This is a genomic window from Halomonas aquatica, assembly GCF_040196335.1.
Taxonomy (GTDB): domain Bacteria; phylum Pseudomonadota; class Gammaproteobacteria; order Pseudomonadales; family Halomonadaceae; genus Halomonas; species Halomonas aquatica.
Window position 1 is genome coordinate 643,552 of record NZ_JBEGCJ010000001.1, and the last position, 22,684, is coordinate 666,235.

The window sequence follows — 22,684 nt, forward strand, 5'->3', positions numbered from 1 at the left end:
CAGTCTAGGCCGGAAGCCGGTGGCGATGAAACGCTCGGGGTTCTGTCCGGGGCTCGCTGCCGCTAAGCTGGAAACGACTTCCAAACGACGAGACAGGCCATGAAGATCCTGATCTGCCCGGACAGCTTCAAGGACGCCCTGCCCGCGGCCGATGCCGCCCGCGCCATTGCCCGCGGCGCTCGGCGTGCCAGCAGCAATCTCGATATCCTGGAATGCCCGCTGGCCGATGGCGGAGAGGGCAGCCTCGATGCCTTGCTGGCTGCTACCGGTGCCGAACGTCGCACCGCCCGCGTCCACGACGCCCTGGGACGCCCGACCCGGGCCGACTGGGGCTGGCACGCAAAGAGCCGCACCGCCTACGTGGAGCTGGCCGAGGCGAGCGGGCTGCAGCAGCTGACGCCCAATGAACGCACCGCCCTGAACAGCACCACCCTGGGCGTCGGCGAGTTGATCCGCGAGGCGCTGGATGCCGGTGCCGAACACCTGCTGCTGACCCTCGGTGGCAGTGCCACCAACGATGGCGGGGCGGGGATGCTCACCGCCCTGGGCGCTCGGCTACGCGATGGCGAAGGCCACGAGCTCACCCCGGGCGGCGCCGCCTTGGCCGGGCTTGCCGAACTCGACCTGACCGGCCTCGATCCTCGCCTGGCGGGGCTGCGGGTCGAGACCGCGGTGGACGTGGACAACCCGCTGCTGGGCGAACGCGGTGCCAGCGCGGTCTTCGGTCCACAGAAGGGCGCCACGCCGGAGGATGTCGCTCGCCTGGACATCGCACTGGCGCGACTGGCCGAGGTGACCGCCGAGACGCTGGACGAGGACCATCGCGACCTGCCGGGCGCGGGGGCCGCTGGCGGCATGGGCTTCGCCGCCCGGGCCTTCCTGGGCGCCGAGCTGCGCCCCGGCATCGAGCTGGTAATGGCCCAGGCCGGCGTCGAGGCGCTGATGGCGGACGCGGACCTGGTGATCACCGGCGAGGGCCAGCTCGATGGCCAGAGCCTGGCCGGCAAGGCCCCGGTCGGGGTGTCGCGGGCGGCTCGCCGGCACGGCGTGCCGGTGGTGGTCCTGGCCGGACGCCTGGCGCCGGGCTGGCAGGCCGCTCTCGACGAGGGGGTCACTACGGCCTTTGCCCTTGCAGACGGTCCCATGGCGCTCGACGAGGCCCTCTCGCGCTGTGCCGAACTACTGGCCGACCGCACCGAGAGCCTGGTGCGACTCTGGATTGCCGCGGCCGGCCGCCAGCCTTGAACCAGGCCCCCGACGCCCGCAGGTCATCGCCATCGGCTATGGTGGCCATGGAGAGAATTGGCTTAGCCGTGACCACCAGGCCGCACTATCCTGTGTACCCAGCGATCAAGGAGGCATTGCATGAGCGACACCAACAGCATCGGCCTGCACGAGGCCAGCGCCAGTCAGCTCGCCGAGAAACTCAACGAGCTGCTGGCCAACTACCAGATCTTCTACATGAACGTTCGGGGCTATCACTGGAACGTGAAGGGGCGGCAGTTCTTCGAGCTCCACGTCAAGTTCGAGGAGTTTTACACCGACCTGCTGACCAAGGTCGACGAGGTCGCCGAGCGCATCCTGACCCTGGGGCACACACCGGTGCATGCCTACAGCGACTACGTGAAGATCGCCAGGATCCAGGAGGACAAGAACGTCCATGACGGCGAGGCCTGCGTGCGCGGGGTGCTCGAAGGCTACCAGACACTGATCGAGCTTCAACGCGAACTGCTTTCCCTGGCCTCCGACGCGGACGACGAAGGCACCGCCGCCCAGGCCGGCGATTATATCCGCGAGCAGGAAAAGACGGTGTGGATGCTGGGCGCCTACCTCGGCTGATCGCTCCCGGCATCGCCGGAAAGCCTGCACCCACGACGCCGCCTAAGGGCGGCGTCGTCGTCAAGGGGGCCCTGTCTCGCCGCCGTCGGCGGCTCGCACCAGCTCCGTCGGCAGCGGCTTCTTCATGCGCACGCCCAGGCGCTGCAGTTCGGTGGCCTGGGCCACCAGGCTGCCCTGGCCACTGGAGAGCCGACCCATGGCCCTGCGGTGGCTGTCGCTTGCCCGCTCAAGGTGACGCCCCACCTCCTCGAGACTCTCGACGAAGCCTCCGAACTTGGCCAGCAGCTTCTCGGCCCGGTCGCCAATGAGGCGCGCGTTCTCATTCTGGCGCTCCAGGCTCCACAGGCCCGCCACGGTACGCAGGCTCGCCAGCAGGGTAGTCGGGGTGACCACCACCACATGGCGGTCAAAGGCCTCATGGAAGAGCGAGGGATCGCGTTCGAAGGCGGCGGCGAAGGCCGGTTCCACCGGCACGAAGAGGAACACGAAGTCCGGCGAGTGGAGCCCCGGCAGGGCCGGATAGTCCTTGCCCGACAGGCCGACCATGTGGCTGCGCAGCGATTGCAGGTGCGCCTTCATGGCCGTCTCGCGTTCGACCTCATCCTCGGCGTTGACCACCCGGGTCCAGGCGACCAGCGACACCTTGGCGTCGATGATCAGGTGGCGGTCGTCGGGCAGGTAGATCACCGCATCGGGGCGCTGGCGCCCCTGCTCACCCTGGAGGGACACCTCGCGGCGGTATTCGATGTCCCGGCGCAGGCCGCTTCGCTCGAGTACGGTCTCGAGCATCAGCTCCCCCCAGTGCCCCTGGGCCTTCTGGTCCCCCTTGAGCGCCCGGGCAAGTCCCGCGGCCTCATCACCGAGGCGGGCATTGAGCCCGGCAAGCTGCTCGAGCTGAGCCTTGAGGGAGCCGCTGTCACGGCTCTGCTGGCCATGAAGCTCCTCGACCCGGCGCCGGAACTGGTCGACCTGCTCGCGGAAGGGGCGCAGCAAGGCTTCGAGGCCGTCGCGGCTCTGCACCGAGAAGGCCTGCTGACGCTCCTCGAAGATGCGCCCGGCAAGTTGGCGGAACTCATCCTTGAGCCGTTCGCGGGCCTCCTCCAGCAGGGCCAGCTGCTCGCGATGACGCAGCGCCATCTGCTCGCGTTCGGTCTCCAGTCGGGCGCCTCGCTCGCGCTGCTCGGCCAGCCGGTCGCGGGTCGCGGACAGCTCGGCCTCCATGGCGGCCAGGCGCTCGCGGCTGGCGTCCAGTTGGGCGTCGCTCTGGGAGAGCTCCTGTTCCAGCCGCCGCACGGCGGCCTCGAGGTCGGGCCGCTCCTGTTCCAGGGCCTGCCGTCGTGCCTCGGCGGCCGTCAGGCGTCGCCGCCAGCGAAGCGCCGTCATGGCCGTCACCACCAGCAGTACCGCCAGCCCCCACGACACCCAGGCCGGTGTGGCCTCTTGCAGCAGTTCGTTCATCGCGGCCTCGAATGTGGAGGGAATCGTGAAGAGCCTGGCATATCAGCGAACAGTGTTCGAGGGAGCGCCAGCCAGGTCCCCCACCAGGGCGCACAGCAGCTCCCAGAACTCGACCACCGAGTCCAGCTCCACCCGCTCGTCGGGCGAGTGAGCGCCGCGGATGAGCGGCCCGAAGGAGATCATGTCAAGCGCCGGGTACTTGCCACCGAGGATGCCGCACTCCAGGCCGGCATGGATCACCTTCACCTCCGGGTCGCTCCCCAGCCGCTGATGATGCAGACGCCGGAAGCGCGCCAGCAGGGGGCTTTCCGGGTTCGGCGTCCAGCCCGGGTAGGCATTCTCGACCCGGGTCTCGGCCCCGATCAGCTCGAACAGCGCCCGGAAGCGGTCGGCGATGTCCGTCGTGGCGCTATCGCGCAGCGAGCGCACCAGGGCACAGAGATGAAAGCGCCCGGCCTCCAGGCTGACCACCCCCAGGTTGTTGGAGGTCTCCACCACACCGGGCACCTCGACGCTCATCCGCTCGACGCCACAGGGCGCCACGTGCAGGGCCCGCACCAGCAGATGGCTGGCGTGCGCCGTCAGGGCCTCGTCCGCCGGGGTCTCCCAGGGCTCAAGGGCCAGCGAGAGCCCCTCGTCGACCCCGGCCAGCTCGGCTCGCAGTTCGGCTTCCAGCCCCGCCACCCTTGCCCGGGCAGGGGTAAGCTCGTCATCCGGCAAGACCAGGGTGGCGAAGGCCTCCCGCGGCAAGGCGTTGCGCAGGGTGCCGCCATGGTAGTCGACCAGTCGGGCCCCGAGGGGCTCCAGGGCGCGCAGCACCCTCACCAGCAGCCGGTTGGCATTGCCTCGCCCCTTGTGGATGTCGATGCCGGAGTGGCCGCCGGAGAGCCCCGTCAGCGACAGGCGCAGCGCCTGCTCCCCGGTCGCCAGCGGCGCGGTGGGCAGCTCTGCCTCCACGATGACGTCGGCCCCACCGGCACAGCCGATATAGACCTGGCCACGATCCTCGGAATCCAGGTTGAGCAGCACGCGGCCCTCGAGCCAGCCCTCGGCCAGTTGGAGGGCACCGCCCATGGAGGATTCCTCCTCCAGGGTGAAGAGCGCCTCCAGCGGGCCGTGGACCAGAGCCTCATCCTCAAGGATCGACAACGCCGCCGCCACGCCGAGGCCGTTGTCCGCGCCGAGGGTGGTATGGCGGGCGTGCAGCCAGCCATCGGCCACATGGGTGTCGATGGGATCACGGGTGAAGTCATGGGGATGGTCGGTGTTGGCCTGGGCCACCATGTCCAGATGGCCCTGCAGGATCACCCCGGGCGCCTGCTCGTGGCCGGGCGTGGCGGGTTTGCGGAGTCGCAGGTTGCCGAAGGCGTCACGATCATGGGCCAGCCCCAGGCCGTCGGCCCAGCGTTCCAGGGTGGCCACCAGGGCGGCCTCGTGACCGGAGGGGCGGGGGGTGTTGCACAGGGTGCGGAAATGGCGCCACACAGGCCGGGGAGAGAGCTGCTCGAGGTGTGCGTTCATGGCGGATCTGTCTCGCGGTTGACTCGGGCACTCTACCGGCCGGCCTCGTCGGGGGAAAGCCCGTCATCGCGGTCCTGGAGACGGGCCACGACCTCACGCAACCACGCCTGGACGCCGCGCTTGCCCGACACGCCGACACGCGCCGCAAGCCAGGTCGCCTCGCGCCCCTGGAAGGCCCAGGCCGCCAGCAGCGACAGCCCCTCAACCTGTCTCCCCCCCCCGACCACCGCACGGCTCCTCACCAGGGACTGGATCGCCGGACGGGCCAAGGCCGGTTCACGATGGCCGAAGGCCACATCATCAAGGTCACGACGGTCCGTATCGTCTAAGGATACGGTCGGGCCCTCGGCGAGCAGGGCCACCATCACCGCTGGCTCCAGCTCGGCCAGCTCGAAGGCCAGCAGGCCAGGGAGCTGTCGATGAAATCGCGCCTGAAGGCGCTCGGCGAGTGCCTCTCCCGTCGGGCTGGTGGGCCGCACCACCATCAGCGCATGCTCCCCGGTGGCAGTCTCCCGGGTCAGCCCCAGGCGCACCACCCGGAAGCCTGCCGAGTACCAGAAGGCCTGGAGCCCCGGCTCGCCACCGAAGCTCGCCCCCAGCAGGTCGATGCCCTCACCGTGAGCCTGGTCGACCTCCTCGGCGAGCAGTCGCCGCCCCAGCCCATGGCGTCGCTGTTCGGCGGGCACGGCGATGCGCAGCACCCGCCGCAGACGCGCGGTCAGCGCCTCGCGCTCCCCGGCATGGGCGGCCAGCGACTGAGCCAGCAGGTGGCCACGCGGGCGCCGCTCGCCCCGCGCCACCTGCTCGGCGAGGTCGGCGGAAAAGCCGCCCTCGTCGCCGCTCACCACCACGCCCTGCACGACCCGCCCCGCCTCGAGGGTAGCGATGCCGACGCCTGGCCCGTCCAGCAGCCGGCGCAGGTCGGCGGGTGTGGTGCGGTAGTGGGCCTGCACCAGCAGGCCGAACAGTGCCCGCAGCCGCGGCTCGTCGTCGGCCAGGATGTCGCGGTCCAGGCACCGACGGATGGGCACCCCGGCGGAAAGGGTGGCCGCCGCCGGCTCGGCATCCAGCATCAGCAGGCTCGAGGTGAGCGACTCCAGGGGATCACCCCGGGCCCAGCGGATAGGCTCGGCCAGGTGGCACTCGCGCCAGCCGGGTGTCTGCCGCGCGAGCCGCTCACGGAAGCGCAGCGCGAAACCGCGACCCGACCCCTCGTAGCCGTGCACGGTGGTGGCGAAGGCGATGCGCGGGAAGGCATCCAGCCAGCGCCCCAGCAGGGAGGCGGGGATCGCCGCCGCCTCGTCCACCAGCAGCAGCCGGCCGGGGCCACCGACCTCGCCCTGCTCGGCCAGGTGGGCCAATTCGTCGGGGGCCAGGAAGCGCACCCAACGCCCCGCCGCCTCGAACGCATTGTCCCGGCGGACTCCCTCGGGGCACAGCGCCGCCAGGTGCTCGAAGAGCCCGGCCACCGCCGCCGGACGCGGGGCCGTGACCAGGATCTCAGTCTCCCCCGCCGCCAGCAGCCGTGCGCAGGCGATGCCCAGCGCCGCCGTCTTGCCGCGGCCACGATCGGCGGTCAGCACCAGCGGGCGGCGACGGCGCAGCCGGGTCAGCCGCGACACCGCCTCAGCCTGATCGGGGGTCAGGCAGTCGGAATCGCCGGCAGGCGGTGGTGGGGCCTCGTGTGGCGCCTCGGGCAGGTCCGGTGAGCACGGCGCCTCACCCGCCGTCCAGCGAATCACCCGCGCATCGCGATGCAGCAGCCGGGCGAGACGCGCCAGATAGCGGGCGGTGAGCTGTTCGGCCCGCCAGGGATGGTCGGCCAATCGGCGGTAGTCGGCATCGGGATGGCGCCCCCAGTCGGGCGGGGTCATCAGCACCAGCAGGCCGCCGGCCCGCAGCGTGCCAGCCAGCGCCCCAAAGGCCTCGGGGTCGAAGCCGCTCGAGCCCGAGACGGCATCGAGCACCACCAGGTCCTGCTCGCCCCCCAGGCGCGTGCGGGCCTTCGCCGCCGGAAGCCAGTGGAACGCCTCGATGCCACCGGGGGGTTCGGCGGCGATCCACAGGGGCGCTCGCCAGGCACTCTCCCGCCACAGGGCGAGGGCCTCCCGGCGGCAGGCCTCGGCCTCGCCGGTCAGCCACACCAGGCCGCGCCAGCGGCGTCGGGCCAGCCGGCGTTGGGTCTCCTGAAGGGGGGCGAGGCGGCTGGGGGACATCCGGGCTCCGTCAGTGGCTCTACTTTGGTCTAAGGGCGGCCAACCATTCAACGATGGCGGCCATGCCGGCTCTGCAACATGACCTTCACAAGATCGTTCAACATATTGATGGAAAAGGGGTTATACTCATGATTCCGGCACTCCTCCGCCACCTGGCCGGAGTCCCGGCGCGGCAAGGGGCCCGGTCGATCATGTCTGTCGCCCCATGCTAGCTTGTTTACTGTTGCCGAGTTACCCGGCTGGTCAGGCCGGTGCCCGGGAGCCCGAAAGGCACCGGCATCCGACGGCCGTTTCCATCGACTTCTCCAACAGCAGAACAACCCCAAGGGAGCACCTGAATGAAGAAGATGACACGATTTGCCCTCACCGGGCTGGCGGCCGGCGTCGCCCTCGCCGCCATGAGCTCCACCGCCCAGGCCCAGGAACAGTGGACCATGACCACCACCTGGCCGGACAACCTGGACCTGATCCAGATCGACCGCCACTGGGCCGAGTTGGTCAACACCCTCGCCGGTGACGAGGTGAAGATCAACTTCCGCGCCGGCGGCACCCTGATGCCCGGCACCGAGGTGTTCGACGCCACCCAGACCGGCAGCATCCAGGCCGCCGGCGACTGGCCCGGCTACTGGGCCGGCTACAGCCCGGCCTTCTCGCCGCTGGCCACCACCACCAGCCTGTTCAACGGCGTGGATTACCTGAACTGGATCAACGAGTGGGGCGGCTTCGAGCTCTACCAGGAGGTCTACGGCGACTACAACATGGTCTACCTGCCCTACGGCATCACCAACAACGAGTCCGGCTTCCGCGGCGGCACGCCGATCGAGAGTCTCGCCGACCTGGAGGGCAAGCGCCTGCGCCTCTCCGGTCGTGACCAGGGCCGAGTGCTCGAGAAGCTCGGCGGCTCCCAGGTCACCCTGGCCGGCGGCGAGATCTATCAGGCCATCGAGCGCGGGGTGGTTGACGGTGCCGAGTTCTCCACCCCGGGCGTGGACTACAAGGCCGGCTTCTCCGAAGTGGCCGACTACTGGTCCGTGCCGGGCTGGCACCAGTCCGCCAGCGTGTTCGGCGTGATGATCAACCAGGATTCCTGGGATGCCCTATCCGAGGAGACCCAGGAGAAGCTGAAGATCGCGGCACAGGCCACCATGGCCTGGTCCCTGGCCTGGTCCGAGCGCGAGTCTACCGAGGGCACGGTGAAGTTCCTGGAAGACGGCACCGAGATCAACCAGCTCTCCACGGATGACCTCGCCGAGATCCAGCGCATCACCAACGAGGTGATCGTCCAGGGGGCCTGCGAGGATCCGATGCACGCCAAGGTCTACCACTCCATGATCAGCTACCTGGAGCACTACGCCAACTGGCGTGACGTCTCGGTGCCCTACAACATGAGCCGCGTCACCGACGATCTGCCCTCGCTCGAGGAGATCGAGGCCTGCATGTAAGGCCTCGCCCCGGCCTCCCGCCCGGGAGGCCCTGCCGGCCGGCCATCGCCCTTGCGGGGATGGCCGGCCGATCGTCGTGTTCCCACTGATTCACGAGAGCCTCGCTGATGAACGCCATTGCCAAGGCCATCGATGCCCTCAACGAGGGGTTCGGTCGCCTGATCGCACCGCTGATCGCCGTGGTCACCCTGATCGTGATCTATGACATCGGCATGCGCTTCTTCCTCGGACGCCCCAGTGATTGGGCCTTCGACGTCACCAAGATGCTGTTCGGCGTCCACTTCATGCTGATGGCAGCCTACGGGCTGCGCCACCATGCCCATGTCGAGGTCGACGTGCTCAAGCGCCTGCTCTCGCGCCGCAAGCAGGCGGCCCTCGAGATCATAGGCTACCTGATCTTCTTCGTGCCCTTCATCTGGATGCTCACCACCCTGGGATGGAGCTTCTTCGAGCGCTCCTTCAGCCGCGGCGAGACCACCTACGGGATGGTGGCCATCCCCGTCTATCCGGTGAAGGCGGTGATCGTCATCACCGCCGTGATGGTCCTGCTCCAGGCCGTGGCCATCGTCATCCGTGCCATCCAGCAACTGCGCGAGGAGGAGGCCGCATGAGCCCAGAAATGCTCACCCTGTTCATGTTCGGCGGTCTGCTGATCGGCCTGTTCATGGGCCATCCGCTGGCCTTCGTGCTGGGCGGAATGGCCGTGCTGGGCGCCTGGCTCGGGCCCGGCGCCAACACACTCGGCATCATCATCAACAACATCTACGGCAACGCCATGGACAACTACGTCCTTGTGGCGATCCCGCTGTTCATCCTCATGGCCCGCTTCCTCAACGACTCGGGCGTCACCGAGAAGATGTTCGACACGATGCGCCTGCTGCTGGCCAACCTGCGCGGCGGCCTGGCGCTGACCGTGGTGGTCGTCTCGGTGCTGCTGGCCGCCACCACCGGCATTGTCGGCGCCTCCATCGCGGTGATGGGCATGATCGCCCTGGTGCCGATGCTCAAGTACGGCTACAACAAGCAGCTCAGCACCGGCGTGATCATGGCCAGCGGCTGCCTGGGCATCCTGATCCCGCCGAGCATCATGCTGATCCTGATGGCCAGCTACTCCCCGGTCTCGGTGGGGGCGCTGTTTGCCGGCGCCCTGGTGCCCGGCCTGCTGCTCGGCGTGATGTACGCCCTCTACGTGCTGGTGATCTGCCACCTGAAACCCTCCTATGGCCCGCTCGTGCCGGCGGAGGAACAGGCCGAGACCAGCACCCGCCAGCTGCTGTTGATGCTAGGCAAGTACGTGCTGCCGCCCATGGCCCTGATCCTCGGGGTACTGGGCTCGCTGTTCACGGGCATCGCCACCGCTACGGAAGCCTCGGCCATCGGTGTAAGCATCGCCTTCCTGCTGTTCCTGATCTTCGGCGACCGCAAGGTCTCGACCTGCTACAACACCCTGATCGAGGCCAGCAAGACCACCACCATGGTGATGCTGGTGCTGGTCGGTGCCACCGCCTTCACCGGGGTCTTCTCCATCGGCGGCGGCATGGATGTGATCCACGAGGTAGTGATGGCCATGCCGGGCGGCAACGTCGGGGCGCTGATCCTGATGTTCTTCCTGGTCTTCATCCTGGGCATGTTCCTGGACTGGACCGGCATCGTCTTGCTCAGCTTCCCGATCATGCTGCCGATCATCGAGAGCATGGGCGTCGACGTGCTGTGGTTCGTGGTGATGGTCGCCGTGGTGCTGCAGACATCGTTCCTCACGCCACCCTTCGGCTATGCGCTCTTCTACCTGAAGGGGGTAGCTCCCAAGGGGGTCGAGACCCTCGACCTCTACCGGGCGGTGATCCCGTTCTGCGCGCTGATCGTGCTGGCCTGTCTGTTGATGGCCTTCTTCCCGGCCCTGGTGACCGGCTTGCCGTCGCTGCTGATCGGCTACTGAGTCCACTTTCCAGGTCTGGCCAACGACGCCCGCCGCTCCCCGAGCGGCGGGCGTCCTGCTTGAGGGGGGTCACGACGGCTGTGGCTGCAGCCACCCAGGCCAACTGATAGAATTCTCAGTCGCAAATATCTCGCATCCCTGCATCCAACGCCCCGGCACGGAAGGAGACCTCGTTGACCAGTCCGGACAGTTCCCGCGCGCGTGCCCCCTCTCGACTGTCGATGCCCTTCACCGTCTGGAATGCGCTGACCATCGGCATCGCGCTGATCGTGGCGCTGCCGGTCATCGTGGTGCTGGCGCACCTGTTCATGCCCACCGACGGCATCTGGCAGCACCTGGGCAGCACCGTGCTGCCCCGCTACCTGGGCAATACGCTCTTCCTGGTGGTGGCAGTGGGCCTGGGCACCTTCGTCATCGGCACCGGCACCGCCTGGCTGGTGGTGATGTGCCGCTTCCCGGGTCGCCGGCTCTTCGAGTGGGGGCTGCTGCTGCCGCTGGCGGTGCCGACCTACGTGATCGCCTATGCCTACACGGACTTCCTGCAGTACGCCGGCCCGCTCCAGACCTGGCTGCGCGAGACCTTCGACTGGTCGGCCGGCGACTATTTCTTCCCGGACATCCGCTCGCTGTGGGGGGCGGCAACCCTTATCACCCTGGTGCTCTACCCGTACGTCTACATGCTGGCGAGGGCGGCCTTCCTTGAGCAGTCGGTGTGCGTGCTGGACGTGGGTCGGACCCTGGGACGCGGGCCCTGGCGGCTGTTCACCAGCGTGGCGCTACCCCTGGCACGGCCGGCGATCGTCGGGGGCGTGTCGCTGGCGTTGATGGAGACGCTCAACGAGTTCGGGGCGGTGCAGTACTTCGGGGTCGACACCTTCACCACCGGCATCTATCGCACCTGGTTCGGCATGGGCGAGCAGGTGGCCGCGGCCCAGCTCGCTGCCTGCCTGCTGGCCTTCGTGATCGCCCTTGTGCTGCTGGAACGCTGGTCCCGGGGCAAGCGACGCTACTTCCACACCACGGGTCGCTACCAGCACCTCCCGGAGTTCGTGCTCCACGGCTGGCGGGGCTGGGCCACCACCCTGGCCTGCCTGACCCCGGTGCTGCTCGGCTTCCTGATACCCTGCGCGCTGCTGGGCTACCTCTCGATCCAGGGGGGTGATGCGCTGTTCGGCGCCGCCTTCCTGGAGTTCGCCGGCAACAGCCTGCTGCTGGCGACGCTCGCCTCAGTGGTAGCCGTGAGCCTGGCCCTGCTGCTCAGCTACGGGGCCCGTCTCAACCCCGGCAAGATCACCCGGGTGGCCACACGCGTCGCCGCCATGGGCTATGCGGTACCGGGCTCGGTGGTGGCGGTAGGCATCCTGATCCCATTCGTGTGGATGGACCACCAGATCAACGACTTCATGAAGGGGCAGTTCGGGGTTGTGGTGGGACTGCTTCTCAGTGGCTCGGCGTTCATCCTCGTATACGCCTATCTGGTGCGTTTCCTGGCCGTCTCCTTCAACGCCATCGAGGCGAGCCTCGGCAAGGTGACGCCGAGCATGGATGCGGCCTCGCGGACGCTGGGTCAGACGGCAGGCGGCACCCTGCGCAAGGTGCATACGCCCATCATGCGCGGCAGCCTGATCGCCGCCGGCATCCTGGTCTTCGTGGACGTGATGAAGGAGCTGCCGGCCACGGTGATCCTGCGCCCCTTCAACTTCGACACCCTGGCCATTCGGGCCCACAGCCTGGCCGCGGACGAGCGCCTGGCCGAGGCCTCGACCTCGTCACTGGCCATCGTGGCAGTAGGCATCCTGCCGGTGGTCCTGCTCAGCATGGCCATGCGCCGTTCCCGCCCCGGCAGCCGCTGAGGGCTCGAGGGGAAAGACGAACACCTGGGTGGCATCCAGGCCGATCATGATCGGCTGGCCCTCACGGGGCAGGAAGACCCCAGGGGCCCTCGCATGCAGGTGGGATTCCTGGCCGTCGGGGGTATGGGCACAGATGTGCAGCAGGCTGCTGCGGCCCAGCAGCTTGGCCATGATGATGTGGCTGTGGTAGTACTCGGGCGGCTCGTCCAGTGGCACCACTCGCAGGGCCTCGGGACGGATCATCACCCGCACCCGGCTGCCTTCCGGCCGCCCCTGGGCGGGAACGTCGCCCACCGGGGTCACCACCTTGCCATCCATCACCCGTCCCTCGAGTTCGTTGACCTCGCCGAAGAAGGTGACCACGAAGGGATCGGTGGGCGTGCAGTAGAGCTCCAGCGGCGTCCCTGCCTGCACCACCTTCCCGTCCCGCATCAGCACGATGCGATCGGCCATGAACATGGCCTCCTCGGGGTCGTGGGTGACCAGCAATACGCCCGCCCCCACCTTCTTCAGCACGTGCAGGGTATCGTCGCGGATGCGGTCGCGCAGGCGGGCATCGAGGCTGGAGAAGGGCTCGTCGAGCAGCATCAGCTGCGGCGCGGGCGCCAGGGCGCGGGCCAGGGCGATCCGCTGCTGCTGACCCCCCGACAGCATGTGCGGGAAGGCCCGTGAATAACGCTCCATCCCCAGCAGTTCCAGCAGTTCGTAGGCCCGACGACGGCGCTGCCGGAAGGGCAGCGACTCGAGACCGAACGCCACGTTGTCGAGCACGGAGAGGTGCGGGAACAGCGCCGAGTCCTGGAAGGCCAGGCCGACGTTGCGTTTCTCCGGCGGCACATGGGAGCGTCCGGACCCCATCGACTCGCCGCCCAGCTCCACACGCCCCTGCTGAACGCGCTCGAGCCCCGCGGCGACCCTCAACAGGGTGGACTTGCCGCAGCCCGAGGGCCCGAGCAGGCAGACGATCTCCCCGGGCTTGACCTCGAGGGAGACGTCCTCCACGGCCAGATTCTCCTGGTAGGCATGGCGGATCTCGTGCATGGCGAGCACCGGCGCGGAATCCGCCGGCATGTCAGTAGAAAGGGTCGGCTGGCTGGTCATGGGGTCTCGACTGCCGGTTGAGAATGTCTGGGAGCATGGTAACGCGAAAGCCTCCTGAATGCGTTGTACTATCGCTCGCATTTCGCTCCACCGAACTTCAAGGCACGGCGTTTCTTGAACTGGAACATCTGGTCCGCCGGCGGGACTTGACGCCCGAAGCAGGAGGCGCTTCAATGGCGTAACTTTAATGCAAAGCATTATCATTCAATGTCGAAACCCCCTCCCCATCCGAGGTATCTCCATGCCGCTGAACCGTTGCATCGCCCTTCCCCTCGCCGCCCTGGTGGCCGGTACCGCCATGGCCTCCCAGGCCTCTGCCGCCGAGGAGCTCAACATCTACTCGGCACGCCACTATGACTCCGACGAGGCGCTCTACTCGGCCTTCACCGAGCAGACCGGCATCGAGGTCAACGTCCTGGAGGGCGATTCCGACCAGCTGATCCAGCGCCTCACTCTGGAGGGCGAGGCCAGCCCCGCCGACGTGATGATCACCGTGGATGCCGGCCGACTGTGGCGCGGCGAACAGGAAGACATCTTCGCGAGCGTCGACTCGGCGGTGCTCGACGAGCGGCTCCCGGCCTACATGCGACACCCCGAAGGCAAGTGGTTCGGCTTCAGCCAGCGCGTCAGGGCGATCTTCATCGACCCCACCGAGGTCGACGCCGGAGAGCTCACCCGCTACGAGGACCTGGCCGATCCGGCGTTCGAAGGCGAGGTCTGCATTCGCTCCTCGAACAACATCTACAACCAGTCCCTGCTGGCCTCGATGATCGCCCACCACGGCGAGGAAGACGCCGAGGCATGGGCCAAGGGCGTGGTCGGGAACTTCGCGCGTGACCCCGAAGGCGGCGACACCGACCAGATCCTCGGCGTCGCCAGCGGCCAGTGCCATATCGCCGTGGCCAACCACTACTATTATGTGCGCCTGGTCAACTCCGACGACGAGGCCGACCGCGAGGCCGCCGAGAAGGTCGAGATCATCTTCCCCAATCAGAAGGATCGCGGCGCACACGTCAACGTGGGCGGTGCCGGCATGGTGAAGGGTGCACCCAACGCCCAGAACGCGGTGCGCTTCCTCGAGTTCCTCGCCTCCGATGAGGCCCAGGCCCTGTTCGCCACCGGCAACTACGAATTCCCCGCCGTGGAGACCGTGGAGACCGACGGCGTCATCGCCTCCTGGGGCGACTTCAAGAAGGACGACCTGAACGTCAGCGTGCTGGGCGAGAACAACCCTGAAGCGGTGCGCATCTTCGATCGCGTCGGCTGGCGGTAAGCCGTCAGGCCAGCCTCAGACAAACACGCCACCGGAACCACGGTGGCGTTTTTTATTCAACCATGGGGTTGGCGAAGGTGGGAGCTACGTCACGAGCGCAGTAGCAGCCCGCCCTTCGCCTAGTGGGCCTCGTCCCAGTTGTCCCCGCTCTCGGCCTCGACGGTCAGCGCCACGTCGAGGCGGGCGGCCCCCTCCATGCGCGCCTTCACCTCCTCGATGAAACCATCGACCTGGCCCTTGGCCACCTCGAAGACCAGTTCGTCGTGGACCTGCATCACCATCACCGCATCGAAGGCCTCGCCCGCGAGCCAGGCGTCCACGTCGATCATCGCCCGCTTGATGATGTCCGCCGCGGTGCCCTGCATGGGGGCGTTGATGGCGGTGCGCTCGGCGCCCTGACGGCGGGCGCGGTTCTGGGAGCGGATCTCCGGCAGGTGCAGGCGGCGGCCGAAGACCGTCTCCACGTAGCCGTCCTCGGCGGCCTGGCTTCGGATGCGCTCCATGTAGCGGGCGACCCCGGGGTAGCGGTCGAAGTAACGGTCGATGTAGGTCTGGGCCTGGTTGCGTTCGATGTGCAGCTGGCGGCCGAGCCCCCAGGCGCTCATGCCGTAGATCAGCCCGAAGTTGATCGCCTTGGCACTGCGCCGCTGGTCGCCAGTCACCTTGTCGAGGGCCACCCCGAACACCTCGGCGGCGGTGGCGGCATGGATGTCGCGGCCCTCGGCGAAGGCCTCGAGCAGCCCCTTGTCGCCGGAGAGATGCGCCATGATACGCAGCTCGATCTGGGAGTAGTCGGCGGCGACGATGCAGTACCCCGGACGGGCCACGAAGGCCTGGCGGATGCGCCGACCCTCCTCGGTGCGGATGGGGATGTTCTGCAGGTTGGGATCCGACGACGACAGCCGGCCGGTCGCCGTGACCGCCTGATGGTAGCTGGTATGGAGGCGACCGGTGGCCTTGTTGACCAGCCGCGGCAGCTTGTCGGTGTAGGTGGATTTCAGCTTGGCGAGCCCGCGGTGCTCCATGATCACCTTGGGCAGCGGGTAGTCCAGCGCCAGCTCCTCGAGCACCGCCTCTGCGGTGGAGGGCGCCCCCTTGGGAGTCTTCTTGATCACCGGGATCTTCTGCTCCTCGAAGAGGATCTGGCCGAGCTGCTTGGGCGAGCCCAGGTTGAACTCGCGACCGGCGAGATCATAGGCCCGGGCCTCCAGCTCGCGGATGCGGGCCTCCAGCTCCTGGCTCTGGATATGCAGTGGCTCGGGGTCGAGCGCCACGCCGGTGCGCTCCATGCGCGAGAGCACCGGGATCAGCGGCAGCTCGAGGTCCTCCAGCACCTCGCCGAGCCGCCCCTCGGCCGCGACGCGGGGGCGCAGCAGATGGTGCAGGCGCAGGGTGATGTCGACGTCTTCACAGGCATAGGGCGCGGCCTGCTCCAGCGCGACCTGGTTGAAGGTGAGCTGCTTGACCCCCTTGCCGGCGATCTCCTCGAAGGAGACGGTCTTCTCGCCGAGGTACTTCAGCGCCAGCGAATCCATGTCGTGGCGGGTTGCCGTGGAATCGAGCACGTAGGACTCCAGCATGGTGTCCTCCAGGGGCCCGGCGACCCGGATGCCCTGATTGGCCAGCACCGAGATGTCGTACTTGAGGTTCTGACCGACCTTGGTGCGGCCGGCGTCCTCCCAGAGCGGACGCAGGGCCTCGAGCACGGCGTCGCGGTCGAGCTGCTGCGGGGCATCGAGGTAGTCGTGGGCCAGCGGGATGTAGGCCGCCTCACCCGGTACAAGCGACAGCCCCACGCCGACCACCTGCGCCTCCATGTAATTGAGGCTGGTGGTCTCCAGGTCAAAGCAGAAGGTATCGCTCTCCCTCAGACGTTCGAGCCAGGCCTCGAGGTCGGCCTGCGCGAGGATGACATGGTCCTCGCGCGCCGCACTGCCACCGGCAGTCTCGGCCTCGGCCGGCACCGGCTTGCCGCCGTCGGCATCGTCGACGCCCTCGTCCTTGCCCTCCAGCAGCTCCGAGAGCCAGGCCCTGAATTCCAGCCGACGATAGAGTTCGAGCAGGGCCTCGCGATCGGGATGGGCGATATCCAGGTCGTCGAGCCCCACCGGCAGTTCACAGTCGGTCTTGATGGTCGCCAGGCGGTAAGAGAGGAAGGCCTGGTCGCGGTGCTCCTCGAGCCTCTTCGGCAGCGTCTTGGCGCCGCGAAAGTCCAGCCCCTTGATCTTCTCGAGGTCCGCATAGAGGGTCTCGAGTCCGCCCTGCATGCCCTGCAGCAGCCCGAGCGCGGTCTTCTCGCCGACCCCCGGCACGCCGGGGATGTTGTCGACCTTGTCGCCCATCAGCGCCAGGAAGTCGATGATCAGCTCCGGGGGCAGGCCGAACTTCTTCTTCACGCCCGGAACGTCCAGCGTCTCGTCCTTCATGGTGTTGACCAGCGTGATGTGCGCATTGACCAGCTGGGCCATGTCCTTGTCGCCGGTGGAGATCACCGCATCGCGGCCGGCCTCGGTGGCCTGGCGGGCGAGGGTACCGATGACGTCGTCGGCCTCCACCCCCTCGATGCACAACAGCGGCAACCCGAGGGCTCGCACGCAGTCGTGCAGCGGCTGCACCTGGGAGCGCAGGTCATCGGGCATCGGCGGGCGATGGGCCTTGTACTGCTCGAACAGCTCATCGCGGAAGGTCTTGCCGGGGGCGTCGAAGACCACCGCCATGGGGCTGTCGGGATAGTCCTTGATCAGCCGCTTGAGCATGTTGAGTACCCCCTTGACCGCCCCAGTGGGCTGCCCCTCGGAGGTGGTCAGCGGCGGCAGGGCGTGGAAGGCGCGGTAGAGATAGGAAGAACCGTCGACGAGAACGATGGGCGTGTCGGCCATGTATCGGCATCCATTGAGGCGTGGCGTGATGTGATCCTGATCATCCATGATACGCATTGACGCCGTCTTTTGCCGGGGGTGGTAGGCCGGGCGGCCGCGAACCCCTACACTGAAGGGGCGTCATCGGCCTGGCTTGAACCGTCAGCTTACCCGTCCCTAGCAGCACTGGAGGTCATCATGAAGAAGGTCCTGCGATGCGAGACACCGGCCCTGGTGCTCACCCTCGTGCTGGCCCTGGCCTGCAGCGCCGGTGCCCTGGCCCAGTCCGACAGCGACCTGGAGCCGGACATCACCATCCGCCAGGAAGAGGATCGCATGATCCGCGAGTACCGGGTCAACGGCGAGCTCTATGCCATCGAGATCCGCCCCTCTGCCGGCCCCTCCTACTATCTCGTCGACCATGACGGCGACGGCGACTTCGAGCGCCGGGAGGGGGACCAGATCGCCATTCCCCAGTGGGTGTTGAAGACATTCTGATCCCTCGACCGCCCAGCCTCGGGGTTCCTGACGCGGCAGATCCACGGCCATGGTCAGGGTGCGTGCATCGGAGTGCCAAGTCGCTACAATAGGCGGCTTGGCAATTCCGGGCGAGAGACACATGGCCGTATTCACACCGCTTTCCGATCCTCAGGTCGTCGAATTCCTCAGCCGCTTCGATGCCGGCTCGCTGGTCTCCCTCGAGGGCGTGCCCGCCGGTACCGAGAACACCACCTTCTTCGTTACCACCGACCGACGCGAACTGGTGCTGACCCTCTTCGAGCAGGGCGAGCATGAGGAACTGCCGTTCTTCGTCGACCTGCTCGATTACCTGGACGAGCACCGCCTGCCGGTACCCGGCCCGCTGCATGATCGTGACGGCGTGGCCCTGCACACCCTGGCCGACAAGCCGGCCCTGCTGTTCCCGAAACTGCCCGGCAAGCACCCGATGCAGCCGAACCTGGCCCAGTGCCGCGAACTGGGCGACGCCCTGGGACGCATGCACGTGGTCTCCAGGCATTTTTCCGGCCAGCGACCCAACCCACGGGACCTGAACTGGCTGCTGCCCATGCACCACCGAGTGCTGGTCTACCTCTCGCCACAGGACCAGGCGCTGATGGAGGACGAAGTGGAGACCTACCAGGGCTTCTTCGGCGCCGCCCCCGAGCTGCCCCAGGGGGCACTGCATGGCGACCTGTTCCGCGACAACACCCTGTTCGACGGCGATCGCCTGGGCGGGCTGATCGACTTCTACAACGGCTGCACCGGCGACCTTCTGTTCGACCTGGCCATCGTCATCAACGACTGGGCCACCGACCCCAACGGCCGCCTGGACGCCGCGCGCCATGACGCCCTCCTCGGCGCCTACCTGGAGCGCCGCCCGCTGAACGCGGCAGAGCGTGATGCCTGGCCAATGATGCTGCGTATGACCGCTCTGCGCTACTGGCTCTCCCGGCTGCTGGTGGTCTACGTGGACCCACAGGCTCACGACCTCACGCCCCACGACCCCGACCAGTTCCGTACCATCCTCAAGGCGCGTCTGGAGCATGGCGCACTGCCGCTACCAGAAGGAAAAGCATGAGCCTGCCGAAGAACAGCCTGTCCAAGAGCAGCCAGGCCGGACCTGCCCAGCGAGCCCGCCGCACCTGGAACATCGACCAGTGGGGCAGCGGCTACTTCGATGTCAACGACAGCGGCCAGGCCCTGGTGCGTCCGCGCGGCAGCGACGACGACGGCCCCGCCCTGCCGCTACAACCGCTGGTGCACAAGCTGCGCGAAGCCGGCCTGCGCCTGCCGGTGCTGGTGCGCTTCACCGACATACTGCATGACCGGGTCGAGCAGCTCTGCGCCGCCTTCGACACCGCCATGCAGGAGGAAGCCTTCTTCGGCGGCTACACCGCTGTCTATCCGATCAAGGTCAACCAGCAGCGTCGGGTGGTCGAGGAGATCCTGGGCACACAGGAGCGCGGCCGCGGCCGCGTGGGCCTGGAGGCCGGCAGCAAGCCGGAACTGCTGGCGGTGCTCGCGCTCTCGGCCGACGGCTCCTCGCTGATCGTCTGCAACGGCTACAAGGACCGCGAGTACGTCCGCCTGGCCCTGATGGGCGAGAAGATCGGCCACCGGGTCTACCTGGTGGTGGAGAAGCTCTCGGAGCTTCCGCTGATCCTCGATGAGGCCCGTCGCCTCAGCGTCACTCCACGGATCGGCCTGCGCGCTCGACTCTCCACCGTGGGCCGCGGCCGCTGGCAGAACACCGGCGGCGAGAAGTCCAAGTTCGGCCTCACCGCCAGCCAGATCCTGGCGGTGGTGGATCAGCTGCGCGAGGCCGATGCCCTGGAGTGCCTGCAACTGGTGCACTTCCATCTAGGCTCGCAGATCGCCAACATCCGTGACATCCAGCGCGGCCTGCGCGAATGCGCCCGTTTCTACCAGAGCCTGGTGGCCCTGGGCGCCCCGGTGGACACCGTGGATGTCGGCGGGGGCCTGGGCATCGACTATGAGGGCACCCGCTCGCGAAGCTTCTGCTCGGCCAACTACTCGATGCTCGAGTACGCTCGCAACGTGGTCGCGGCCTTCGCCCAGGCCTGCGCTGAGCAGGAGTTGCCGCAACCGCACATCATCAGCGAATCCGGCCGCGCCCTGACCGCCCACCATGCGGTGCTGATTTCCAACGTGATCGGCGAGGAGCGAGTCAGCCACGTCGCGCCCGAACGCCGGGTGAAGGACGAACCTCAGGTCGATGAGCTGTGGCGGGTCCACGACCTGCTGCATGAACAGGCCGAACCCCGCGGCCTGGTGGAGGCCTGGCACGACCTGGTGCACGCCATGGGCGAGCTCCACGAGCGCTTCGTCATCGGCATGACCGACATCGATGCCCGGGCCGAGGGCGAGAGTGTCTACTTCGCCGCCTGCGCCAGGCTGCGCGGCCTGCTCGACACCCGCAACCGCGCCCATCGCGAGATCGCCGACGAGCTGGCCGAGAAGTTAGCCGACAAGCTGTTCGTCAACTTCTCGCTGTTCCAGTCGGTGCCCGACGTCTGGGGCATCCAGCAGATTTTCCCGGTGCTGCCTCTGGAAGGGCTCGACCGCGGCCCCGAGCGGCGCGGCGTGATCCAGGACATCACCTGCGACTCAGACGGCCGCATCGACGGCTATGTGGACGGACAGGGGGTCGAGACCACCCTGCCGCTTCCCGAGTGGCGCAAGGGCGAGGAGAAGCTGCTGGGCTTCTTCCTGGTGGGAGCCTATCAGGAGATCCTCGGCGACCTGCACAACCTGTTCGGGGATACCGATTCGGCGGATGCCGCCCTGAACGCCAACGGCGACTGGTCGATCACCCAGATCCAGCAGGGCGATCGGGTGGCCGACGTGCTCGGCTACGTCAACTTCGACGTCTCGACCCTGCGCGAGCACCTCGCTGAGCAGCTCTCCCGAAGCGGACTCGAGCAGGCCCAGCAGCAGGCCTTCCTGGACGACTTCTCGGACGGGCTGGAAGGTTACACCTACCTGGAATAAACCCGGCGATGACCGCCTCCCACGAGAACACCCTGTCGCCATGGCGACGGGGCGTTCTCGCTTGCGGGGTGGGCGGGGCGCTCAGTCCACCACGTGGGTCGCGACCTCAAGGCCCCCGGAAAGGGTGAAGGACAGCGCCGCGCCGCGGGGCAGCAGACCCACCCCGGCCGGGGTGCCGGTCAGCACCACGTCGCCCGGCTGCAGGGTGAAGTGGCGGCTCATCTCCGCCACCAGCGACGGCACCGGGAAGAGCATGTCCGAGCCCCGGCCCTCCTGGCGGATCTCACCGTCCACCTCGAGGGTGAAGGAGAGCAAGGCCCAGTTCGGCACCTCGGCGAGGGGCAGGAAGGCCGAGAGCGGGCAGGCGCCGTCGAAGGCCTTGGCGACCTCCCAGGGATGCCCCTTCTCCTTCAGGCGCGACTGCACGTCGCGCAGGGTCAGGTCCAGCGCCAGCCCGATGCCGACGATCCCCCGCTCGGCCTGCTCGGGGGTGACGTTCGAGAGTTCCTCGCCGATGAGCAACGAAAGCTCTGTCTCGTAGTGCACCTCGCCCCGCGAGAAGGGCGCACTGACCGGCTGTTCCAACGGCACGGCGGCTGTCGCCGGCTTGATGAACAGCAGCGGCTCGCTGGGCACCGGGTTGTCCAGTTCCCGGGCGTGCTCGGCGTAGTTGCGGCCGACGCAGACGATCTTGCCCAGAACATCCGGAAATGCCTGGCCATCGGTGAAACGGGGCACGAAGCGCATGTCGGGTCCTCTCCTTCTCGTGAGTGCCGTCGCGGTCAGGCGACAGGCGTCTCAGTCTACTCCAGCGGCGCCGAGGGTCCAGCGCCGCGGCCGCCTCACGAGGGGTGTCGGGCGACCAGACCTCCCCCGGATCGTAAACATCCGGGTGCTTTCAGTATCAGGCCAGAGGCGGCGGCGAAACCCATCCAGGGCGCTTCAACCTGCAGGCTGTCATGCACACAAAAAAGCCACCTCAATGGGTGGCCTCATATATGCTGCAACTCGTCTGATATCCCGATGCGATAATGGTGCCGGCACCAGGAGTCGAACCCGGGACCTACTGATTACAAGTCAGTTGCTCTACCAACTGAGCTATGCCGGCGCGGGAACCGACTCGAGTGACAGAATCGGAAACAGGGTTGGCGTGGCTGGGGTAGCAGGACTCGAACCTGCGAATGCCGATACCAAAAACCGGTGCCTTACCACTTGGCTATACCCCAGCATATTGGTGGCCAGAGACGGAATCGAACCGCCGACACGGGGATTTTCAATCCCCTGCTCTACCGACTGAGCTATCTGGCCGCTGCCAACGGGGCGTATTAAACCTCAGGAGGCCGTTTCCGTCAACCCCTTCCTTTTCAGAAAGATGGCGGAACTTTGCCGCCACAGGCAGGCTAGTCGCCCTTGGGAACATAGCCTTCTGCCTGGTCGGTCTCACGGTTGTCGAGGAAGCGCTCCATCTGCTCCATCAGGTACTCCCGTGAGGCGGCGTCGAGCATGTTCAGGTGCTTCTCGTTGATCAGGCGGGTCTGCAGCGCCTGCCACTCCTCCCAGGCCTGCTTCGAGACGCTGGCCTGGATCTCCTGGCCCTTCTTGCCCGGCAGCGGCGGGAACGGCAGGGCGTCCATTTCCTTCTGGTACTTGCGGCAGAAGACGGTCTGGCTCATC

The 22,684-nt window shown here is 67.6% G+C and carries 17 protein-coding genes and 3 tRNA genes; 10 read left to right on the top strand and 10 right to left on the bottom strand.

Going from position 1 to position 22,684, the window contains the following annotated elements; translation table 11 throughout:
- The first annotated feature begins 99 nt into the window (after window positions 1–99).
- Together ABE960_RS02985 and ABE960_RS02990 are read left to right on the top strand one after the other, a co-directional pair.
- The gene (locus ABE960_RS02985) at window positions 100–1,245 is read left to right on the top strand and encodes a glycerate kinase (protein ID WP_349760741.1); all 1,146 of its coding nucleotides are present in this window, start codon (window positions 100–102) and stop codon (window positions 1,243–1,245) included.
- Window positions 1,246–1,365: 120 nt separating this feature from the next.
- On the top strand, window positions 1,366–1,839 hold the full coding sequence (locus ABE960_RS02990; protein ID WP_349760742.1) for a Dps family protein: 474 nt from the start codon (window positions 1,366–1,368) through the stop codon (window positions 1,837–1,839).
- Window positions 1,840–1,899: 60 nt separating this feature from the next.
- Here the strand turns inward: ABE960_RS02990 and ABE960_RS02995 are convergent, their stop codons facing one another.
- Genes ABE960_RS02995 through ABE960_RS03005 form a run of 3 tightly spaced genes read right to left on the bottom strand, consistent with a single transcriptional unit; the run spans window position 1,900 to window position 7,034 of the window.
- Entirely contained in the window at window positions 1,900–3,297 is a 1,398-nt protein-coding gene (locus ABE960_RS02995; RefSeq protein WP_349760743.1) for a DNA recombination protein RmuC, read from the bottom strand.
- Between the two features lie 42 nt (window positions 3,298–3,339).
- Window positions 3,340–4,818: an aminoacyl-histidine dipeptidase gene (locus tag ABE960_RS03000; RefSeq protein WP_349760745.1), complete on the bottom strand. Its 1,479-nt coding sequence runs from the start codon at window positions 4,816–4,818 to the stop codon at window positions 3,340–3,342.
- A 32-nt stretch (window positions 4,819–4,850) separates the two neighbouring features.
- Window positions 4,851–7,034, bottom strand: coding sequence for a tRNA(Met) cytidine acetyltransferase TmcA (locus ABE960_RS03005; RefSeq protein WP_349760746.1), 2,184 nt, complete (start codon window positions 7,032–7,034; stop codon window positions 4,851–4,853).
- A gap of 338 nt (window positions 7,035–7,372) precedes the next feature.
- Here ABE960_RS03005 and dctP point away from each other — a divergent pair, with 338 nt between their 5' ends.
- The 4 genes from dctP to ABE960_RS03025 all read left to right on the top strand — a co-directional run bounded on the left by dctP (window position 7,373) and on the right by ABE960_RS03025 (window position 12,265).
- Window positions 7,373–8,476 carry a TRAP transporter substrate-binding protein DctP gene (gene dctP / locus ABE960_RS03010; RefSeq protein ID WP_349760747.1) on the top strand — a complete coding sequence of 368 codons (1,104 nt, stop codon included), beginning with the start codon at window positions 7,373–7,375 and terminating at the stop codon, window positions 8,474–8,476.
- A 107-nt stretch (window positions 8,477–8,583) separates the two neighbouring features.
- Complete coding sequence (locus tag ABE960_RS03015) at window positions 8,584–9,087, top strand: TRAP transporter small permease subunit (RefSeq protein WP_349760748.1); 504 nt, start codon at window positions 8,584–8,586, stop codon at window positions 9,085–9,087.
- On the top strand, window positions 9,084–10,412 hold the full coding sequence (locus tag ABE960_RS03020) for a TRAP transporter large permease (RefSeq protein ID WP_349760749.1): 1,329 nt from the start codon (window positions 9,084–9,086) through the stop codon (window positions 10,410–10,412). The genes ABE960_RS03015 and ABE960_RS03020 overlap by 4 nt, the downstream gene beginning before the upstream one ends.
- A gap of 221 nt (window positions 10,413–10,633) precedes the next feature.
- Window positions 10,634–12,265 carry an ABC transporter permease gene (locus ABE960_RS03025; protein ID WP_349760795.1) on the top strand — a complete coding sequence of 544 codons (1,632 nt, stop codon included), beginning with the start codon at window positions 10,634–10,636 and terminating at the stop codon, window positions 12,263–12,265.
- Here the strand turns inward: ABE960_RS03025 and ABE960_RS03030 are convergent.
- Window positions 12,182–13,366 carry an ABC transporter ATP-binding protein gene (locus ABE960_RS03030; RefSeq protein ID WP_349760750.1) on the bottom strand — a complete coding sequence of 395 codons (1,185 nt, stop codon included), beginning with the start codon at window positions 13,364–13,366 and terminating at the stop codon, window positions 12,182–12,184. The genes ABE960_RS03025 and ABE960_RS03030 overlap by 84 nt on opposite strands.
- 241 nt (window positions 13,367–13,607) lie before the next feature.
- Here ABE960_RS03030 and ABE960_RS03035 point away from each other — a divergent pair, with 241 nt between their 5' ends.
- Window positions 13,608–14,639 (top strand): Fe(3+) ABC transporter substrate-binding protein, encoded by a 1,032-nt coding sequence (locus ABE960_RS03035; protein WP_349760752.1) that lies wholly within the window; start codon window positions 13,608–13,610, stop codon window positions 14,637–14,639.
- 119 nt (window positions 14,640–14,758) lie between these two features.
- Here the strand turns inward: ABE960_RS03035 and polA are convergent, their stop codons facing one another.
- Window positions 14,759–17,518 carry a DNA polymerase I gene (gene polA / locus ABE960_RS03040; RefSeq protein ID WP_349760753.1) on the bottom strand — a complete coding sequence of 920 codons (2,760 nt, stop codon included), beginning with the start codon at window positions 17,516–17,518 and terminating at the stop codon, window positions 14,759–14,761.
- A gap of 177 nt (window positions 17,519–17,695) precedes the next feature.
- Here polA and ABE960_RS03045 point away from each other — a divergent pair, with 177 nt between their 5' ends.
- The 3 genes from ABE960_RS03045 to speA all read left to right on the top strand — a co-directional run bounded on the left by ABE960_RS03045 (window position 17,696) and on the right by speA (window position 21,010).
- Window positions 17,696–17,995 (top strand): DUF2782 domain-containing protein, encoded by a 300-nt coding sequence (locus ABE960_RS03045; RefSeq protein WP_349760754.1) that lies wholly within the window; start codon window positions 17,696–17,698, stop codon window positions 17,993–17,995.
- A gap of 121 nt (window positions 17,996–18,116) precedes the next feature.
- The gene (locus ABE960_RS03050; RefSeq protein ID WP_349760755.1) at window positions 18,117–19,076 is read left to right on the top strand and encodes a homoserine kinase; all 960 of its coding nucleotides are present in this window, start codon (window positions 18,117–18,119) and stop codon (window positions 19,074–19,076) included.
- Complete coding sequence (gene speA, locus ABE960_RS03055; protein WP_349760756.1) at window positions 19,073–21,010, top strand: biosynthetic arginine decarboxylase; 1,938 nt, start codon at window positions 19,073–19,075, stop codon at window positions 21,008–21,010. Before ABE960_RS03050 ends, speA begins: the two co-directional genes overlap by 4 nt.
- An 81-nt stretch (window positions 21,011–21,091) precedes the next feature.
- Here the strand turns inward: speA and ABE960_RS03060 are convergent, their stop codons facing one another.
- The 5 genes from ABE960_RS03060 to ABE960_RS03080 all read right to left on the bottom strand — a co-directional run bounded on the left by ABE960_RS03060 (window position 21,092) and on the right by ABE960_RS03080 (window position 22,683).
- A complete protein-coding gene (locus ABE960_RS03060; RefSeq protein ID WP_349760757.1) occupies window positions 21,092–21,757 on the bottom strand; it encodes a fumarylacetoacetate hydrolase family protein in 666 nt (221 codons plus the stop codon).
- Window positions 21,758–22,042: 285 nt separating this feature from the next.
- Window positions 22,043–22,118: transfer RNA gene (locus ABE960_RS03065), tRNA-Thr, on the bottom strand.
- A 43-nt stretch (window positions 22,119–22,161) separates the two neighbouring features.
- Window positions 22,162–22,236 (bottom strand) — tRNA-Gln (locus ABE960_RS03070).
- A gap of 6 nt (window positions 22,237–22,242) precedes the next feature.
- Window positions 22,243–22,318: transfer RNA gene (locus ABE960_RS03075), tRNA-Phe, on the bottom strand.
- Window positions 22,319–22,410: 92 nt separating this feature from the next.
- Window positions 22,411–22,683 carry an oxidative damage protection protein gene (locus ABE960_RS03080; RefSeq protein WP_349760758.1) on the bottom strand — a complete coding sequence of 91 codons (273 nt, stop codon included), beginning with the start codon at window positions 22,681–22,683 and terminating at the stop codon, window positions 22,411–22,413.
- Window position 22,684: the final 1 nt, after the last annotated feature.

Excerpts from the sequence above, each read along its gene's own strand:
- ABE960_RS02985 (WP_349760741.1), top strand. The coding sequence starts at position 100 with ATGAAGATCCTGATCTGCCCGGACAGCTTCAAGGACGCCCTGCCCGCG.
- ABE960_RS02990 (WP_349760742.1), top strand. The coding sequence starts at position 1,366 with ATGAGCGACACCAACAGCATCGGCCTGCACGAGGCCAGCGCCAGTCAG.
- ABE960_RS02995 (WP_349760743.1), bottom strand. The coding sequence starts at position 3,297 with ATGAACGAACTGCTGCAAGAGGCCACACCGGCCTGGGTGTCGTGGGGG.
- ABE960_RS03000 (WP_349760745.1), bottom strand. The coding sequence starts at position 4,818 with ATGAACGCACACCTCGAGCAGCTCTCTCCCCGGCCTGTGTGGCGCCAT.
- ABE960_RS03005 (WP_349760746.1), bottom strand. The coding sequence starts at position 7,034 with ATGTCCCCCAGCCGCCTCGCCCCCCTTCAGGAGACCCAACGCCGGCTG.
- dctP (WP_349760747.1), top strand. The coding sequence starts at position 7,373 with ATGAAGAAGATGACACGATTTGCCCTCACCGGGCTGGCGGCCGGCGTC.
- ABE960_RS03015 (WP_349760748.1), top strand. The coding sequence starts at position 8,584 with ATGAACGCCATTGCCAAGGCCATCGATGCCCTCAACGAGGGGTTCGGT.
- ABE960_RS03020 (WP_349760749.1), top strand. The coding sequence starts at position 9,084 with ATGAGCCCAGAAATGCTCACCCTGTTCATGTTCGGCGGTCTGCTGATC.
- ABE960_RS03025 (WP_349760795.1), top strand. The coding sequence starts at position 10,634 with ATGCCCTTCACCGTCTGGAATGCGCTGACCATCGGCATCGCGCTGATC.
- ABE960_RS03030 (WP_349760750.1), bottom strand. The coding sequence starts at position 13,366 with ATGACCAGCCAGCCGACCCTTTCTACTGACATGCCGGCGGATTCCGCG.
- ABE960_RS03035 (WP_349760752.1), top strand. The coding sequence starts at position 13,608 with ATGCCGCTGAACCGTTGCATCGCCCTTCCCCTCGCCGCCCTGGTGGCC.
- polA (WP_349760753.1), bottom strand. The coding sequence starts at position 17,518 with ATGGCCGACACGCCCATCGTTCTCGTCGACGGTTCTTCCTATCTCTAC.
- ABE960_RS03045 (WP_349760754.1), top strand. The coding sequence starts at position 17,696 with ATGAAGAAGGTCCTGCGATGCGAGACACCGGCCCTGGTGCTCACCCTC.
- ABE960_RS03050 (WP_349760755.1), top strand. The coding sequence starts at position 18,117 with ATGGCCGTATTCACACCGCTTTCCGATCCTCAGGTCGTCGAATTCCTC.
- speA (WP_349760756.1), top strand. The coding sequence starts at position 19,073 with ATGAGCCTGCCGAAGAACAGCCTGTCCAAGAGCAGCCAGGCCGGACCT.
- ABE960_RS03060 (WP_349760757.1), bottom strand. The coding sequence starts at position 21,757 with ATGCGCTTCGTGCCCCGTTTCACCGATGGCCAGGCATTTCCGGATGTT.
- ABE960_RS03080 (WP_349760758.1), bottom strand. The coding sequence starts at position 22,683 with ATGAGCCAGACCGTCTTCTGCCGCAAGTACCAGAAGGAAATGGACGCC.